This is a genomic window from Flavobacterium sp. UBA5153, from assembly GCA_002413745.1.
Classification (GTDB): domain Bacteria; phylum Bacteroidota; class Bacteroidia; order Flavobacteriales; family Flavobacteriaceae; genus Flavobacterium.
Genome location: DHXP01000039.1, coordinates 59,408 through 77,597, shown reverse-complemented (window position 1 = coordinate 77,597; position 18,190 = coordinate 59,408). Strand labels below are relative to the sequence as shown.

Below are 18,190 nucleotides of genomic sequence, written 5' to 3'. Positions count from 1 at the left end.
TACTTCTAGTTTAACATCATAATACCCATCATACATTAATAATCAAAATACCAATTAAACACATCCGAGCGAATTCCTAAAGAAAACCAAGCAGTGCTTTCCTTAAAAGTCGTCAAAGTGTTTTGTGTTGGGTCGAAGTTTCTATAAATAAAACTGCCAAAAACCTTCAAATTCGTCATTGGATTTACCAAATATCCCGCTTGCAAATCAGCAATGAAAACGGTGGTTTTATTTCCCTGACCTACTTTCACGCCAGAATCAAAAGGCCTATTCAGGTCATAATCTTTATAGATATTTCCTCCGTAATTATAACTGTTTTCGGTGGTGTCAAAGTCCAATCCACGCGTGCCATAAGTGATTTTGGCATCAGCAAAAAACCTGCCTTTGTGATACCGGGCAATGGCAACAAATTCCTCGAAATTTCCGCCCCATTGATGCCCCATACTTTGATTGTTGTGTCCGTAATTTGTAATGGGATCGCTATGGGAATACACATAAGGGCGAACGTGATTGAATTCCAGCTGCAACAACAAATTATCGACCTGAAAAGCATTGTAATATTTAACGCCCAACTGATAACCAAATTTGTTCTTCCAACTATTGTTCCCTTTTTTAACTTCGCCAAGTGAAAACTCGTCCAAGAGAAATTGCCCGTAAAAGTTCATCTGGTTATTCCATTTGTATTTCGTGGTCAATCCCAAAAGCGCGTTGCCGCTTCTTGCCGAAGAGGCAAACTCGACAGAACGATAAAAAATGATCGGGTTCACAAAACTCATGTCAAAGCCTCTGTTATTGGTGTCCGTCCAGACCACCGATTCAAAGAAACCGAGATTCAATCTGTTCGAAACATTCCAGCTCAAATAATGGTTTGCCATAAACTTCTTGGCGTAGGTTCTTTCGATGGTGACTTCGGGGCGCACATCTTTGAGCCACATATAAGTATTCGTGTATTTTATTTTCCAAAAATTGGTGTTGATTTTAAAATACGGATACGGACTTGCTCCGTCGCTTTCCAATAAAGAACGGTATCCGTCACCAATGAAATTTCTGCCATAACCCAATTGCAAATCAATATGTTTACTGGGCGCAAAGGTTAAATTGGCTTCCGCCAAAGGAAAATCGTAGGCGTCGGTTTTGAAATCTTTGGAAATTCCCATTCCCGGAATGATTGCCGGATTACCGCCAGCCGGTTTTATGGATTCGGCATAACGGTTGAAATAATCGGCAAATCGTCCCTGACTTTCAAAGACGGTTGTCGTGAAATTAAGCTGGGAACCTATTCCGCCACGGAAATTGAGTCCGCGCGTATTTATAAATGTTTTGACCTGCTTGTTGCCAGACGCTTTCCCGAGTTCTAAATCTAAAATTGGATTTAGGCTAAACCAATAGCCATCGCCCTGAATTTCGACCAAGTTTTCATTCCATAATTTCCTTGCCCACCAGCCAGAAGCTTCTTTTTTTAGTTTTTCGTTTTCTGCATTAAGGTTGTAATATTTTGAAACCTCGGCATAAGTATACGGTTTTGAAGCGGTGTGGTTGTTGGCGCCAACTTGATTCATAGCGGCATCAAAATGCGCATAATAACTGTGTGAAAACGGAATATTCAAATGACTTCCGAACTGGGGATTGTTAAATTTTTTATAGACAATACTGTCTAATTCTGTGAGCTGTTTAGAATTTGACTTCACAATTTCGGCAGCAACAATGGCTTCTGAAGCTAGTTGTTCAGGACTTTTTAATGGTATCGAAATGGAGATGTTGAATTTGGAATACGTTGGTTTCCCATTATACGTTGATGGTTGAATTTTTGGAAATTTGCCAAAGACCCTTTTAGCTTCCTGAATCAACGTTTCATCGACGGCGTTTACATAAATTACCTTAAAAACACCTTTGTCGTCCACTTCAAAAAGCACTTTTATTTTACCTTGAAAATTGTTTTGGACAAGATTTTCAGGAACTACAAAATTTTGGAACACGAAATCCTGCACCTGATAATAAAAACAGTTTTCCAATTCCTTGGACTGCAAGTTTTCACAATTTGGAAAAACAGGAAAACGCTCGGAAGAAAATCCCGATTGTTTTGAACTATTATTTACATCTTGTGCAAAAGCAACGAAAGTGCAAAGAGATAAAAGTAATATCAGCAATCCTTTTTTCATGTTTTTTTTAGTTGTGATTTAGTATTCGCCTTGCGCTTTTTGACCGTTTGCAATGGCTTTTGCACCCGAAGTGCCAATTCGTTTTACGCCCAACCGAATCATTTCGACAGCTTCATCGTACGTTCTTACTCCGCCAGCTGCTTTTACTGGAAGTGGCGAGGCATTTTCGAGCATCATGATTATGGCAGGAACCGTGGCGCCATTCGGGAGATTATTTTCCGTTTTATAAAATCCTGTTGATGACTTTACAAAAACTGAAGCGTAATTTTCTTCTTTAAAATTCGAAATAACGATATTTTTTATCAAGGCCGACAACTGCATAATTTGTTTGTCGTTGAGTGCTGCCACTTCAATTATCCATTTTACGACTTTGTTGTGCGCTAAGCCCAATTGGGTGCATTTTAGAATTTCTTCTTTAACCAAATCTACATTGCCCTCTTTGAACGCTTCATAATTACATACAAAATCGAGATCGTCAGCACCATCCTTTATGGCTTGGATTGCTTCCTCAAGTTTGGCTTCAAGCCCTGCTTTTCCTTCTGGAAAATCAATGACGGTTCCTATTTGAACTGGCGAGTTGGCATCAGCAATCATTTTGCTTGCCAGTGAAACCATATTGGGGCGAATCATGATCAATTTAAAATGCTCATCAATGGCTTCCTGAATAAATTCTTTAGCTATTATGGTGTTTTCGGCTTCATTGAGTCCGGCTTGAGTGGCTGTTTTTAAATAAGTCGAATCTAAATATTGTTTTATATCCATTGGATTTAATACTATATGGGCTATTTGTAATTCGCAAAAACAACCTCAAAGTAAAACTTCGAGGTATCTAACTGTTTTTTATCTTTTTAACCCGTTGGGGACTATAAACTACCTCGGGGCAGACCCCAGAGGCAGTGGTTGAAAATTCTTTTTTCATTCGAAGCAGAGCTTCGAGGAATTAAACCTAAAGAAATTAAATTCTATCCAGCCTGCTATATTTATTCAACAAAATAATTACGACAACAGCCAAGGTTGCCCCTGTTATATTTGCCAAAACATCAAACACATCAGCACTTCTGGTGGCTGTAAATAGCCCTTGAAATATTTCGATGCCTATTCCAAAAAAAAAAGATAGTACAAATGAAATAGCAAGAGGTTTTGAGTTATTTACACTATTTAACTGCTTTTTAAAAAACAAAAACCAAAGCGTCGTAAACACAAAGTGGAAAAAGGCGTGAACTACTTTATCCAAGTTTGGAATACTAATTTGGGGAATATCGCTTGATTGTATGAGACAAGAAATCAAAATTAATCCAGTCCAAAATATGGCTAACCAAAAAAATAACTGTTTAAGCACCAATTAATTCTTTATAAGCTTCACTCGAAAGCAACGAATCATATTCGGCAACGTTTGAAACTTTTACTTTTATCATCCATCCGGCTCCATAAGAATCTGAATTTACGCTTTCGGGTTTGCTTTCCAGCGCATCATTAAACTCGATGATTTCACCACTCATTGGAAGAAATAAATCGGAAACCGTTTTTACGGCTTCGACCGTACCAAAAACTTCGTCTTTTTCTAAAGTCTGACCCAAAGTTTCAACTTCAACATATACGATATCCCCTAATTCTTTTTGTGCAAAATGGGTAATTCCCACAGTTGCAATATCACCCTCTAGGCTAACCCATTCGTGATCTTTTGTGTACTTCAAATTTGCTGGTATGTTCATAATAATAGTAATTAAATAATTTAAATTTTTATTGGACAAATGTAACAATCTTCTATTCAAATCGTGTTTAGATTTTAAAATTTAATTTCCGAAATTATAGCGCATCGTAAACCCTGAACGGATGTTCGTCAGAGGAAAAGAAGTCGATATTACTGCTTTCGAAAAGGAGTGGTCATAATAGAAAATAGCCGTCAAGTTTTTGCTGAAAGAATAATCGGCAGTAAGTTTTAAAGACCAAAGATTTTGCCCTCCGGCCAGTTGATTGTTGTCATAATCTAAATACCTCACGATGGTTTGATTGTTTCGATAGGACAAATCAGCTTTCAAATTGATGTCACTTTTTATTATTCCCGTGGGATTATCGGCTAATCTAGAGGAGAAAATCACGTCCTTAAATCGATATCCAAGTCCTACCACATATTCCATTCCCTTTACTTCGGTCAATAAATTATTGTCGAAACTCATGGATAATGCCCTGTCTTTTTTGATTTCGGTAAGTACTTTCAATGAACTTTTCAATTCAAAATCCATCCTGATAAGCGGATTAAATTGCTCCACCAAGTTGATATTTGACATTATGGTCTTGTTGAAAAAATTGCCGCTTGCATCAAATCCATTTGGAATTTTATCAAATTCGAAATTCGACCTAAATGCATTAACAGTATAGGATGCCCTGTAATTGTGTTGCAAAGAAAACCGTTTGAAATTCTTCTTGAAAAAGTCATACCGCATCAATCCGTTATATTTTACGGACCAGTTTGGTATTGGAAAACTTCTGAAAATTCCAAGCGAAACATCTGAAGCATTGGCTCCTGAATAAGCCGCTAAAAAGGCCGGCAGCAATACCGCTTGATTGTTTTTTCCGTAGCCCAACGGAAAACCGTCACGATCCAAATTGACTGGATTATTGATGTCTATTCCTCGCTGTGTCGCCAAACGGTTAGCAATCGTGAGCCTGTTTTTCCTGAAATCGTCAAATGCGACCGATGAATTTTCATCACTGGTCGAGAATGAGGTTTTTATTAATAGGGCGGAAATGGAGAAATTACCAAAACTGTAAGGTGACCTCGAATTGTATTGACCATTATTGACATCATATTGTTCCGAAAAATTTTCTGAATAAGCTCTGTCCAATGTCAAATCAATTTTTAAATCCGGAAACAAATCCACATTTGCGGTTGCCTTAAATAACCTATTGGTTACTTGACTAAAATTTTGGTTAAAATTAGGATAATTGGTAAGCCAGCCGTTTTTGGCAGCTTCATATCTTACATCTTCTTGACTTCCAAAAATAAATCCCAACGAAGGTCTGGATGAACCCAGGAATCCAATACTTGGCGTATATCCGGGCAAAACCGTACCGCTGTTTTGGGTATAATTGATTTGAATGTTTTTCACGCTGGTTAAAACCCCGATAAATCCATCTACAAATACATTGTTTTTTTCAGTTTGCACATTGGTATTTACTATTTTTTCTCCAGGTTTGGGAATGGTGGTTTTTGGTTTGGATGCTAATTTTGAGCTTTTTGACAATCCCAAATATTTATAAAATGCATCCATATTAAAGGCAGCGTTCAAATTATGAGAGTTTGCATTTTGGATGGTATTCCCCAAATCATAAGTATTTCCTCCAATATTTATTTCAGACAATGCCGTGGATGCTCGTTGCCAACTGTAGTCGCCAGTATAGGAATAATTGGCTTTTATAAAACTAAACAACGGTATTTTATTAATTGGCAATTCATAATTTACCACTAATTGTTGCATATGTTGATTTGGATTTCCAATATCCCAATAACTATCCCATATTGTAAAAGTATCTATAGGTTCATTGTCTTGGTTCAAATAGTTTCTTACAATATTACTGGATGATGCCGTATAATTTAATTTCAAGGATTTTGTCAAATTATAATTAAACCCATATTGATAATTGAATCCAAAGTTTCTTCTGTACATTGGATCGAGACCAATACCTTGTACATCTACCTGTCTAAATTGCTGGCGGTTGTATTGTCGAATGATATTAGTGTTAAAAGATACGTTTGAAGGCAAATAATTAAAATTGAAATCACTCAGTAATTTCCAATAATCACTTTTTTTCATGAATTTCGTTTTTTTGAATGGCTCAATTGTTTTAGGCTGGAAACTATACGCATAATCAACAGATGTGTTTGCCTGCTGATCCTTATATTCCTCGATTTCAAAATCATGGCGTTCCACTTCGTTATAGGACTGGGAAAAAGTGAAATTTTCCGGGTCATAAACATGTTGTTTTTGTTCAGGACTTCTTTGCTTTCTTACTCCAATAAAATTGATGCTTCTACGTTTTGTGTAATCAATGGCCCTGCGTGCAAAATTGTCTCTTTCTGCTTTATCGGCAGTATTATCCAACAACTGTTTTAGTTTGATATCTTGATTAAAAGGATCATATTCCGGAGTTATGTTTTCTTCCCCAATGGCATAATTAAAGGGCAAATTAATTCCCCATTTTGGAGGCAGCAATTTTCCCAAATTTATATTGGTAACTATATTATATTGTTGCGTGTCTTCACGACTTCTTTCATTTGATCCTTGTTCCAATGCTCCAAAACCAATGGTACTCTTCTTCCCTGTGGCAGAAACTGTCGCAAAATCAGCAAGATTGGAGTCCACATTCAATACGGCGGCCATTCCTCCATGATTATCCATACTGGCCAAACGAAGTTCGTTGAACCAAACCTCCCCTTTGATGTCTTGATGCGTTTCATTACTTTTTACACCAACCATCAAGGTTCGCGCTAATCCAAAATTAGGATTTCCTTTTATTCCTAATCTCAATTTATTAGTTTTACCCGCCAATGATGGATCAAGCTCGTCTTCATTTTGATAATAAATTCCGTCGAGAGGCAGTGTGCTTGGATTTACACTCATTGCCAGAATCTTTAATTTGGTCAATAATGCCAAGGACAAATCAATTTGATTTTCTTCTGGCCAAACCGTTTCTGCACTCAAAGGAGAACAATTAGAACTTGATGTAGCCGAAGGTGTGGTGACTTTTAAAGGAATTTCGATTTGGTAAAAATTTTGGGTAAAATCATTTCCAAAACGAATGAAACCTACCATTTGATTGTCCTGAAGAACGATTTCGTTGGGCAAGGATTCCGCATGCAAAAACATTTTTAATTTCTTGAACTGACGCATATCAATGCTCACGTTTTTAAAAACAGCCCTTGAATCTTCTGGTTCCAATCCTTTTCCAGATACTCTCAACGATAGCGATTGCTCATTTTGATTGATGATTGTATTGTTATTATACAATTGTTCGCGTTGCACTCCAGGAGGAATAATATAATTTATGGGGCATCTTTCGTTATTTTCCTGAACATTTACAGCCAGTACGTCTAAATTTGTTCCATCATCGGCTACGTTTGGATCATTAAAATCGAGTGTATTGGTATATCTTCTCCATTCTCCCCTTACTAAATCCAAAGCACCAAAACGAACGGTCACCTTGTCATTGAAACCCGTCATGAACATTCTCATAAAACGAATCGATCTAAAATCGGAAATGTTTCCAATAGTGTTTTCGGGTTGTGAAACGGGTATCTTAAACTGAATCCATCTGGCATCGGTTGTTGATCCGTCAGGCAAGGGTGCTTGGGTATTTCTTATATCGGTAATGTAGTTTTGTCCAATGCTCATATTTGGTTTCACATCGATGCTGTATTCGTAATAGGCATTGATGGTATTCATGGTATTATCCCTGTTGATGTCTTCTACATCAGGAACGGTTGATGAACCTCTATTGGCATCATTAATGTCAACGGCAGAGTTTCCGTCGGTGCCATTATAGTTTTTGTATCGGTCTAAAACGCTTCCCGTGGCTTTCAAATAATAGGTATAATCATCCGCTGCCGGATCCGGTTCAGAGGCAAAATTTGTATAGGTCGCCCCTTCATCGGCATCGGACAAACCATCCAATCCTATATCCTGATTGGTTCTATTGGCTGCATTGGTATCAAAAGCATAAATTAAAGATTGCGAAGCTGGCACATTACCCCATATTGGTTTTGGGTTTACCAATATTTGGTCTGGACCAAGTCCGTTTTCATATTGTTTCCTTCCATCTTTTAATATATCCTCTGATATTTCTCCTAAATTGAAATAAATTTTACCCGTATTGGTTGGTGGGATTTCGCCTTTTCCCACATAAGGATCCAACACCCAAAACTGTATATATTCCACATTTCCCTGTTCGAAATTAGTTGAATTTAATGAGCGCATAATACCTCCAAAATTAGCTGCCGGATTTGTGGCAACATTCAAACCATTATTATATGGCCCCCTTTCCGAAGGATAATAACTTAAATCCAGGGTGTTTACAACCTGCGATTGTCCCTGTGCAATATCCGTATTTGGATATAATTCTTGGCTAAAAATTCTTCTGGTGGTATTTAATGACAAATCATCATTTGAAATACCTGACGGTTTTTGGGTATAAAATATAGGGTCAATGGAGTACCAAGCCAGTTTGGCTCTTTTAAAACCATAACTCAAATCGTTTGCGCTTGCATTAAAATTATAGGGACTTTGAGTGTCGTTTACGGGGGTAGATGCTAAACTCCAAGCGTATGCAGATCGCATATCAATGGTCGACTGCGAACCTTCAAAATCGTCCACATATATGGTTGATTCCCCTTGAAAACTGTCTGCCTTTGGTGTGTCAGGTTTCAAAAATGCAATTTCTCCCCTTACCGAAAGATTGGAAGGCACATCCGTATCAAGATTTGGTAATTTATTGACTAATCGGGTCAAGAAAGGAATTTCGGTTGAATAATTAGTGTTCAATCCAAAAATGGTATTGTTTACGGATTCCTGTCCAAAACTGGATTTTTGTGTAAAAGGTTTTTCGGTCATTTTAAGGAAAGTCGCCCCAACCAAAAATTTATCGGAAATTTTATGTTCCACGTTTACTCCCATAAACCTTCGGGTTTGCTGGCCAAAAACAGAATTATTTTCTAGTGACACATTAATGGGCGTGTTCGAAGCTTGAAGGGATGGATCCAAAATTTGCACTCTTCCCAATTGATAATTCACGCTATAATCGATTCCTTCAACCAAAACCCTTCCTCCGGCAGTAACGACTACCGAACCCCTGGGAACGTTGAAAGCACCAATGGGTATTCCTTCGCCTCCAGAAGATTTGTATTTACCCCTTAATAGGAATTTGTTCTTATCGCTATCTTGTAAAGCCCCGGATTGCGTGTTGCGATACATATTTCGAAATACGTATTTCTTTTGATTTGGATTATAGGTGTTTACATCACTATAATTTTCTATAGGGTTTCCATTCGCATCTTTATTTGATAATTTTGAAAACAATAATTCTCCAAAAGGTTCTTTGGTCGTAAATATTATTCTTCCGTTTTGAGAATCTATTGTCAATCCCGGCACAAAATCGAAGAACCCATCGCCCCCAATTTGCTTATCATTGTTATAATTTAAATTGTCTAAATTGAAAACTTCAAGTAAAGGCGTGCTGGTAATAGTATAAGGTTTTGGGGGTATTAAGTTTGGATTGTTTTTATCTGGAAAAGGACTTACAACTGGGTCAACTTCAGATATATAATTTAAAGGAGATGGATCGGTGTAAAGAATATTAAATCTAAAATCTTCCTGTTTCACTTGATAGGCTCCCGGAATTTGATAAATGTTTTTCATCATCAGGTTCCAAACCGGATTTTTGACATTGGTCAAATTACTTTTCAGCATTTTCAATATCAAACTTTGCGTTATAATCGCCTTATTTGAAGGGGTGTTTCCAGTTACTAAAGTAGCATCTACTCCATCATTGCCAAATTCTCCCACTTGATACACTTTATCACCAATGGTATATTGATAAGCTACGGCAAGAACCTCGTCATTGGCTAATCGTTGTTGCAGGGAAACATAGCCTAATTGAGGATTAAATGTATATTCATTGGGGTTCAATTTTCTGGCATTTTCTAGTTTGGAGTAATCCTGGCCTTCGCTCACGGTGGTATTAAATCCCGAATTTGAAGTGGCTATTTCTCGTATATTTTTATTCAATAAACCAGTCCCGGCAATTATTTGGGCTGGGTCATAGTCATTATTTGAATTGTCGGAAGGAGAATCGATTGGGTTGTTGAAAATTCCGGTTGAAGGATCCAACACAACCACTTCATTATCTGGCAAACCCGTTAATTGCCCTTCCCCTAAATCCTGGAGCGCAATAATATTTCTTAAATTGTTGCTTGTGGTATTTACTCGATTTTGTTTGTTGGTAATCCAAACTTCCAACCGTGAAATTTGGACTCTACTATCAATAAAAGGATAGTTTTTCAGTGATGCATCGTATTTGTTCCTGAAATATTGCGACAGGAAAAAGTGTCTGTCATTATCATAATCAAGCGCATACATATCAAAGTCCTGAATCGTTCCGCCACCTTGTGCAACTATACTTTTTGTTTTCGATTTTTGTTCCGAAAAAACACCTGTAACAGTAGTTTTACCAAATTGCAATTGGGTTTTTACTCCAAATAAACTCTGCGCTCCCCTAATCAAAGAACTGTTTAGAGGCATACTTACATTTCCCACTTCAATTTTTTGAATAATATCATCTTCTGAAGGGGCATATTCCAACTTGATTAAATTTTGAAAAGCAAAAGTGGATTGGGTATCATAATTAGCATTCACATTAAGTCGTGTCCCCACTTTTCCCATCAAACTCATGCTTATCCTTTGGTTGAAATCAAAAGTGGTGCTCGATCTATTTCTGGGAGAAAACGAAGGGTTGTCTTGTTTTGTATAACGAACTCCAAAATCCATTTCTACAGATCCCGTGGGCTTTACATCGATGGTGTTACTTCCAAAAACAGATTCAAAAAGTCCAGATTTTACATAATATCTTGGCAATAAGTCTTTCTTGGCGGCTTCGCTGCCTTCTTTTTTCCCATCTATGGCATCTAGTTTTTTCTTGAAATAATTGCGCATAGATTCTTTCAAAACAAGCGCTTCATATTCTTTTGGAGTCAATATAACAGGATAATTGGTAGAAAACCCATCAATTGTATTGGTATAAACATACCTATCGGTAACTGGATCATAGGTATAAGCCGAAAGAATACTTTTAGGGTCTTTGATTTGGATTTTCCCAATGGAAAAACCAGTTTTAGTTGTATCCTGGACTACCTGTTTTACTTGGGCTTGCGACACAAAAACACAAAATAAAGCCAACAAAAATGTACAAATTTTTAACATAAATTGGGCATTTTTTAAGTACTGTATTTTCAACTTTCATAAGCTTTTTAAAGCCTTCTTAATAATAGTCTCAACTGAACTGTCTGGATCTTCTTTTACAATTTTTTCAACTATCTTCTCGGAAGCTTTTCGAACAAAACCCAAAACCTCCAAAGCAGATAACGCCTCATCTCTATTTGTATTGCTTTGCGACATCAAAACTTCGTCTAAATCGTACAATTTTAGCACTTTTTCTTTCAAATCAAGTATTACTCTTTGCGCCGTTTTACTGCCAATTCCTTTTATGGATTGAATCGTGACTACATCGCCAGAAGCAATTGCATTCGTAATTTGTTTTGGATCCAATGAGGACAACATCGTTCTGGCGATGCTGGCTCCAATTCCAGAAACTGACAATAGCATTTTAAAAATTTCTCTTTCCGATTTTTCCATAAATCCAAATAAAGTATGCGCATCTTCTTTAATTTGAAGATGCGTATACAATTTTATAAAATCGGATGAAGGAAGCAACGAATAGGTATGCAAGGAAATATTCACATGATACCCAACACCTCCACAATCAATAATAACTTGTGTTGGTGTTTTTTCTACTAGTTTTCCCTGCAAATGTGCTATCATCTATGAATTATTTGTTTCCAAATATAACAAAACTTATGTAGAATACTACTAAATTTAGTATAGTGAGGCTATTATGCAAAAGTTATTTTGCTGCTTTTGTTTTTTTCTTTTCTTTTTCCTGTGCGTCAATAACTGCAATCGCTGCCATATTTACCATTTCTTCCACGCTTGCACCCAATTGAAATATATGAACTGGTTTCGCCATTCCTAACATAATTGGCCCTATAGAATCTACTTTATTTAATTCTTTTAGGAGTTTATAGGTAATGTTTGCGGTGTCAAGATTAGGAAAAATCAAGATATTCACTTTTTTTCCAGCCAATCTAGAAAAAGGGAATTTGGCTTTCAACATTTCGGAATTTAAAGCAAAATCAGCCTGAATTTCTCCGTCAATAATCATGTCTGGATGATTTTTATGTAAATAGGCAACTGCTTCTCTCACTTTTGCTGCGCTTTCATTGGTCGAAGAACCAAAATTCGAAAACGACACCATAGCAATTACGGGAACAATACCAAACATTTTAGCCGTATTTGCTGTCATAATTGCAATTTTTGCCAAATCATCTGCTGATGGATTTATATTTATGGCTGTATCGGACAAAAACATCGGGCCACGACCCGTCATCATCATATTTGTGGTAGCCACAAGAGAAACCCCTGGTGCTTTGCCAATAAGCTGCAACATTGGTTTAACCACCGTAGAATAACTTCTGGAATGTCCTGTTACTAATCCATCTGCTTCGCCTTCATTAACCATCATGGCAGCAAAATAATTTCTTTCGCGCATCAAATTCTGCGCGTCATACAAAGATATTCCTCTTCTTTGTCTCGTTTTCCAATATGCTTTGGCAAATTTATTCCTTCTTGATTCCTCTTCATCAATTTTAGGATCAATAATTGGAACATCAGCATCAAAACCAAGTTCTTTTTTTAATTCCAAAATAATTTCCTTTTTCCCTAATAAAACGGGAAAACCTATTCCTTCTTCAAATACAATTTGAGCCGCTTTAAGCACATCTAGATGATCGGCTTCGGCAAAAACAATTCTTTTAGGATCCATTTTGGCCCTATTGGCAATCAATCGAACCATTTTATTTTCATTCCCCAAACGGTCTAAAAGTTCTTCTTCATATTTATTCCAATCGAGAATTGGGTGTAAAGCAACACCTGACTCCATTGCTGCTCTTGCAACTGCTGGCGCAACAACGGTTATCAACCTCGGGTCAAAAGGAGAAGGAATTATATACTCGCGCCCAAAGACCAATTTAGTGGCACCATAAGCAATATTCACTTGTTCAGGAACATGCTCTTTTGCCAAAGCGGCCAATGCCTTAACAGCTGCCATCTTCATAGCTTCGTTGATTTTTGTGGCTCTAACATCAAGTGCACCACGAAAAATATAAGGAAAACCAAGAACATTATTCACTTGGTTAGGATGGTCAGAACGTCCTGTTGCCATAATAACATCTTTACGAGTTGCTATAGCAAGATTATATCCTATTTCCGGGTCTGGATTTGCCATCGCAAAAACGATAGGATTTTTGGCCATTCCCAACAACATTTTTGGAGTCATAATGTCTCCTGATGACAATCCCAAGAAAACATCAGCATTTGTTAGTGCCTCTTCAAGACTTATTTGTTTGATATCCTTGGCGTATTTTTGTTGCAAAACCGATAATGACGGATTGTCTTTTGTCAAAACTCCCTTGCTGTTAAACATCAATATATTTTCTAGTTTAACTCCAAGCAAAACATACATATTAGCGCAAGCAAGAGCCGCAGAGCCCGCCCCTGAAACTACCATTTTTACATCTTCGACTTTTTTATCTGCCAATTCCAGTGCATTCAACAAGGCTGCCGATGATATGATAGCTGTTCCGTGCTGGTCATCGTGCATTACCGGAATATTTAATTCTTCGACTAGTCTTCTTTCTATTTCAAAGGATTCTGGTGCTTTGATGTCTTCAAGATTAATCCCACCGAAGGTTGGCGCTATATTTTTGACAGTTTGTATAAATTCTTCAATGTTTTTTGTTCCTATTTCAATATCGAACACGTCAATACCAGCAAAAATTTTAAACAACAATCCCTTGCCTTCCATTACTGGTTTTGAAGCTTCCGGACCAATGTCGCCAAGCCCTAAAACCGCAGTTCCATTTGTAATTACTGCAACCAGGTTACCCTTCGCAGTATATTTATAAACATTGTTTACATCCTTTGCAATTTCTAAACACGGTTCGGCAACACCTGGTGAATAGGCCAGAGACAAGTCTCTTTGGGTGGCATATTTCTTGGTGGGAACCACTTGAATTTTTCCTGGAGTTGGTTTTGCATGATACAATAATGCTTCTCTTCTTTTGCTATTTTTGTCCATTATTTTAAATTTATTCTGTTATACAAAGATAGAAGACTTGGGTTAAAAAGGAGTCTTTTATACTATTCATTTACATAAAATTTGACGCTTTTTATTTAAAAAAGATTAGTAAAAAGCAAAAGTAAGCAAAACGATTAAAACCGTTGCTATACAATGCTTTCTAAAAGAGTAGTCTTAGTTTGGAACTCGGTGTCTGATACGTTTTGGTCGTGAAAACACAAAGTTAGGTTACTAATTCGTTACCGATTGATAAAGGTAACTATAGGGTTTAACTAATTATATTTCAGTGTTTTGCACTCTTTTTCATATTCCCTTGTAACTCAAAGTAATTTAATTTTAAACATTAAACATTTGAGTTATGGAACAGACGAAAAAATCTACGTTTAAACTGCTTTTCTATCTGAAAAAGAATGAACCGAAAAAGAACGGTAACGCTCCCATTATGGCACGCATTACCATTGATGGAGCAGCTAAGACTTTGGGAACAAAGTTAGAAATTAACTCCAATAATTGGGATTTAAAGTATGGAAGAGTTGAGGGCAAAAGTGTCAAAGCATTGAGCATTAACCAAAAATTGGATAACATACGGGGACGTATCGACACTATTTATGAAGATATGCTGAAACAGGAGGGTTTTGTCACGGCAGAAAAGCTAAAACTCGCATTTCTCGGTGTTGGTGTTATGGACGATTCCTTACTGAAAGTATTTAAAAAGAACAATGAGGATTTTGGAAAAATGGTGGATAAAGGAGAACGCTCCAAAAGCACCTACTACAAATACAAAATTGTCTATAACCACGTCGCAGAATTTATAAAAAGCAGGTATCATCGTGATGATATGGCGTTTCGGGAATTGACCTGTGATTTTATTAGGGAATTTGATTTCTTCCTTAGAATAGACAAAGAATGCAAACATAATACTGTTTGGGTATATACGATGCCACTCTATCGTGTTGCAGAAATAGCTGTCAAGAATAGTCTTATCAGGATAAATCCTTTTGAAGATTATGAAATCTCTATGAAAGAAAATGACCGTAGTTATCTACTTAAAGAACACGTAGAATCCCTTTTATTACACAATCCTTCAAAACAACATTATGAACTTGTAAAGGATCTTTTTGTATTCAGCTGTTTCACAGGGTTATCTTATATCGATATTAAACAACTTAAAAGGACTAATATACAATCCTTTTTTGATGGTCACGATTGGATTATAAGCCGAAGACAAAAATCTGATGTTGCTTCTAATGTAAGACTTATGGAGATACCCAAACGAATTATTGAAAAATACAAAGGTACTACCAGAAATGATTCTATTTTCCCCGTTCCTACAAACAAAATTTGTAACAGTCATATAGACAAGCTTATTCAGGAATTAAAGATTGTTACAGAACAAAAAGTGACCTTTCACACAGCAAGGCATACATTTGGAACGATGTTTTTAACAGAGGGTGTCCCATTGGAAAGCCTCAGTAAAATGATGGGGCACAAAAATATTTCTACGACACAGATTTATGCTAAGATTACCAGCCAAAAGATAAGTAAGGATATGGATCTGGTATCTCATAAATTCTCTGGTATGGAAGCAGCATTTATTGAAATGGAAAACGAAATTATTGTTTGAAATTTATTCTTTACATACAGATTGAAGCAGGATTTAACCATCCTGCTTTTTTTATGCCCATACTTAATCCTCAAAGCACATTTATTTTCCAACGCAAATCCCACTGCTAATAAAAGAGCTTTGATTGGATACTTGATAAAGCATATTTAAAAAATATCCCGTCACTATTGCTCGATGATATTTTTTAAATACCCTTTCAGTGGCTTCCCTAGCCACCACCAAAAACAATAGTTGTTTAGAAATTCTCCTGAAAGGATGCAGGTTTTGTAACCACATAGACCATTCCCTAAATGCCTTTTCCATTGGCTTCCACATAAGTTTTATTCAAGAAGCCGGTATGCTGTTTTGTCCCATTTCAAGAGCAAAGGTATTTCCGTGTTCTTAACGCAGAAACAAGGTCTTGCCCTTCGGGTTTGCAAAATAATCTCCACCCATTCGGGTCGTATTTTTTTGACAAAACCTTGTTTCTGCTAAACACGAACCTTTTATGCTCGTGAAACGAAACAAAGCATACTCCGGCTCTTTAGACGAATAAAAAAAATGTCAGAAATGAAAAAATACAGCATTGAAAATGGTAAAAAGAGTGAAACGAAACTTCAGCACCTCCTCTCATTGCCGAATAAATTAAGGCAAAAAAATCAAACAGAAATTCAATAACTAAAAATCAAAGGATATGAACATCACAGGAAGATTGACAAGGGATGCGGAAGTACGCACAACGTCACAAGAAAAACAGGTAGTAAATTTTTCAGTAGCAACCAACGATAGCTACCGTAACAAGCAGGGCGAACGCATTGAGCAGACAACCTATTTTGACTGCTCTTATTGGATAACTACAAAAGTAGCCAGGCTACTCACAAAAGGTACATTGGTAGAATTATCGGGAAGAGTAAGCACGAGAGCGTGGACAGGCAATGACGGAGTGCCAAGAGCAGGACTGAATTTCCATACCTCACAAATCAAACTGCACGGAGGTAGCAGGAAAGCCGAAACCGTACAGGCTACTGCACAAACCAAAAACAACAAGGTTACAGCACAGGAAACAGCGGACGACCTCCCATTCTAACAACTAGTATTCAATCATTTTTTAACATCAAAATTTTAAGCATTATGGCACATAATATCAATTTTAACGAGAGAACAGGACATTATTCATTCTTTAGCGTACAACAAAAAGCGTGGCACGGTTTGGGGCAAATCGTGGAGCAATACCCAACAAGCGAGGAAGCTATCAAATACGCAGGGTTAGATTACGAAGTCGTAAAATCCCCACTATTGACCAAAGGTTCGGGCATTATTGAAACGACTAACGGCATAGAAATAGGCAGTAGCGAATTGGAAGTACCTAACTATTTCGCCAACATCCGTACCGATAACAATGCAGTATTGGGCGTAGTGGGTAGAGATTACCACATTGTACAAAATCGTGAAGCCTTTAATTTCTTCGATGCTATCGTAGGCGGTGGCGAGGGTATTCTCTATGAAACCGCAGGAGCATTGGGCAACGGAGAACGCATATTTATCACGGCAAAATTGCCCGACTATATCCGTGTAGGCAATGGCGATGATGTAACGGAAAAGTACATTTTCCTGACTACTTCGCACGATGGTAGCGGAAGTATCACAGCCGCATTTACGCCTATCCGTATCGTTTGTCAAAACACCCTTAACGCTTCGTTACGGAATATGACAAATGTAGTCCGTATCAAACACACTTCGGGAGCAAAACAGCGTATAGAGAACGCTCACAAGATTATGGGACTTGCCGACACATTGAGCAATCAATTAGAGGGAATTTTCAATGAGTGGGCAAAGGTAAAAGTAACAGACAGAGAAGTAAAAAAACTCATTCAATTGGCACTTTGCCCGAATAAAGAAACTTTGGATTTAATCAAAAAAGGTGCGGAAGATGAAATTTCAACCGTGTTCAAAAATACCGTTGAGGATGCATTTGCTTATGCAATGATAAGCGACACACAACAAATGGACACAACAAAAGGCACATTGTTTGGAGCGTACAACGCTGTTACAGGCTACTATCAGAACGTAAGAAATTACAAAAATGACGAAGCCAAGTTGCAGAGCATTGTATTGGGCGGTACGGCTCAACTCAAATCACAGAAAGCATTTGACCTATGTACGGTATTTGCTTTGGACGGAGCAGAAATTCTAAATCTTAATTAAAGAACCCACAGGCTACCGCCTTAAATGGTGGTAGCTTAATATAAACAAGGGATATGAAAGTAAACGATTTAAACGGTTGTCCAATAGAGATAACAGATTTAAAAGAAGCAATAAAAATAGCAAGGAGGTACAAGGAATACCGCCACGAAGACAAGAATTTTTCGGAGTTCGACAAAAGACAAAATGCCTATTGGTCGGATATGTACGAGAAACTGACAGCAATCAAAGAACAATTATCAAACACATTAAAATTATAGAA

Annotated in this window: 12 protein-coding genes; 4 read left to right on the top strand and 8 right to left on the bottom strand. The window is 37.2% G+C overall.

Features of this window, described 5'->3' with window-relative positions; genetic code table 11:
- Positions 1–35: 35 nt before the first annotated feature.
- The 7 genes from B2145_RS08270 to B2145_RS08240 all read right to left on the bottom strand — a co-directional run bounded on the left by B2145_RS08270 (position 36) and on the right by B2145_RS08240 (position 14,123).
- Positions 36–2,159, bottom strand: coding sequence for a gliding motility protein RemB (locus B2145_RS08270; protein WP_291100842.1), 2,124 nt, complete (start codon positions 2,157–2,159; stop codon positions 36–38).
- A gap of 18 nt (positions 2,160–2,177) precedes the next feature.
- Positions 2,178–2,921, bottom strand: a complete 744-nt coding sequence (gene deoC / locus B2145_RS08265) for a deoxyribose-phosphate aldolase (protein WP_291100839.1) — start codon at positions 2,919–2,921, stop codon at positions 2,178–2,180.
- Between the two features lie 193 nt (positions 2,922–3,114).
- Positions 3,115–3,447: a VanZ family protein gene (locus tag B2145_RS08260; RefSeq protein ID WP_291100836.1), complete on the bottom strand. Its 333-nt coding sequence runs from the start codon at positions 3,445–3,447 to the stop codon at positions 3,115–3,117.
- A gap of 43 nt (positions 3,448–3,490) precedes the next feature.
- Positions 3,491–3,871, bottom strand: coding sequence for a glycine cleavage system protein GcvH (gene gcvH / locus B2145_RS08255; RefSeq protein ID WP_291100834.1), 381 nt, complete (start codon positions 3,869–3,871; stop codon positions 3,491–3,493).
- An 81-nt stretch (positions 3,872–3,952) separates the two neighbouring features.
- Entirely contained in the window at positions 3,953–11,131 is a 7,179-nt protein-coding gene (gene sprA, locus B2145_RS08250) for a cell surface protein SprA (protein ID WP_291100831.1), read from the bottom strand.
- Positions 11,132–11,167: 36 nt separating this feature from the next.
- Positions 11,168–11,749: a Holliday junction branch migration protein RuvA gene (gene ruvA / locus B2145_RS08245; RefSeq protein WP_291100828.1), complete on the bottom strand. Its 582-nt coding sequence runs from the start codon at positions 11,747–11,749 to the stop codon at positions 11,168–11,170.
- A gap of 82 nt (positions 11,750–11,831) precedes the next feature.
- Entirely contained in the window at positions 11,832–14,123 is a 2,292-nt protein-coding gene (locus tag B2145_RS08240) for an NADP-dependent malic enzyme (protein ID WP_291100826.1), read from the bottom strand.
- 358 nt (positions 14,124–14,481) lie between these two features.
- Between B2145_RS08240 and B2145_RS08235 the strand changes: the two genes are divergently transcribed.
- Positions 14,482–15,747, top strand: a complete 1,266-nt coding sequence (locus tag B2145_RS08235; protein ID WP_291100823.1) for a site-specific integrase — start codon at positions 14,482–14,484, stop codon at positions 15,745–15,747.
- Between the two features lie 81 nt (positions 15,748–15,828).
- On the opposite strand, the gene B2145_RS08230 is transcribed toward B2145_RS08235, so the two are convergent.
- Positions 15,829–16,050, bottom strand: a complete 222-nt coding sequence (locus B2145_RS08230) for a hypothetical protein (RefSeq protein ID WP_291100820.1) — start codon at positions 16,048–16,050, stop codon at positions 15,829–15,831.
- 370 nt (positions 16,051–16,420) lie between these two features.
- On the opposite strand from B2145_RS08230, the gene B2145_RS08225 reads away from it, so the two are divergent.
- Genes B2145_RS08225 through B2145_RS08215 form a run of 3 tightly spaced genes read left to right on the top strand, consistent with a single transcriptional unit; the run spans position 16,421 to position 18,188 of the window.
- Entirely contained in the window at positions 16,421–16,813 is a 393-nt protein-coding gene (locus B2145_RS08225) for a single-stranded DNA-binding protein (protein WP_291100816.1), read from the top strand.
- Positions 16,814–16,857: 44 nt separating this feature from the next.
- Entirely contained in the window at positions 16,858–17,931 is a 1,074-nt protein-coding gene (locus B2145_RS08220; RefSeq protein WP_291100813.1) for a DUF932 domain-containing protein, read from the top strand.
- Positions 17,932–17,984: 53 nt separating this feature from the next.
- The gene (locus tag B2145_RS08215; RefSeq protein ID WP_132002202.1) at positions 17,985–18,188 is read left to right on the top strand and encodes a hypothetical protein; all 204 of its coding nucleotides are present in this window, start codon (positions 17,985–17,987) and stop codon (positions 18,186–18,188) included.
- The last annotated feature ends 2 nt before the right edge of the window (positions 18,189–18,190 follow it).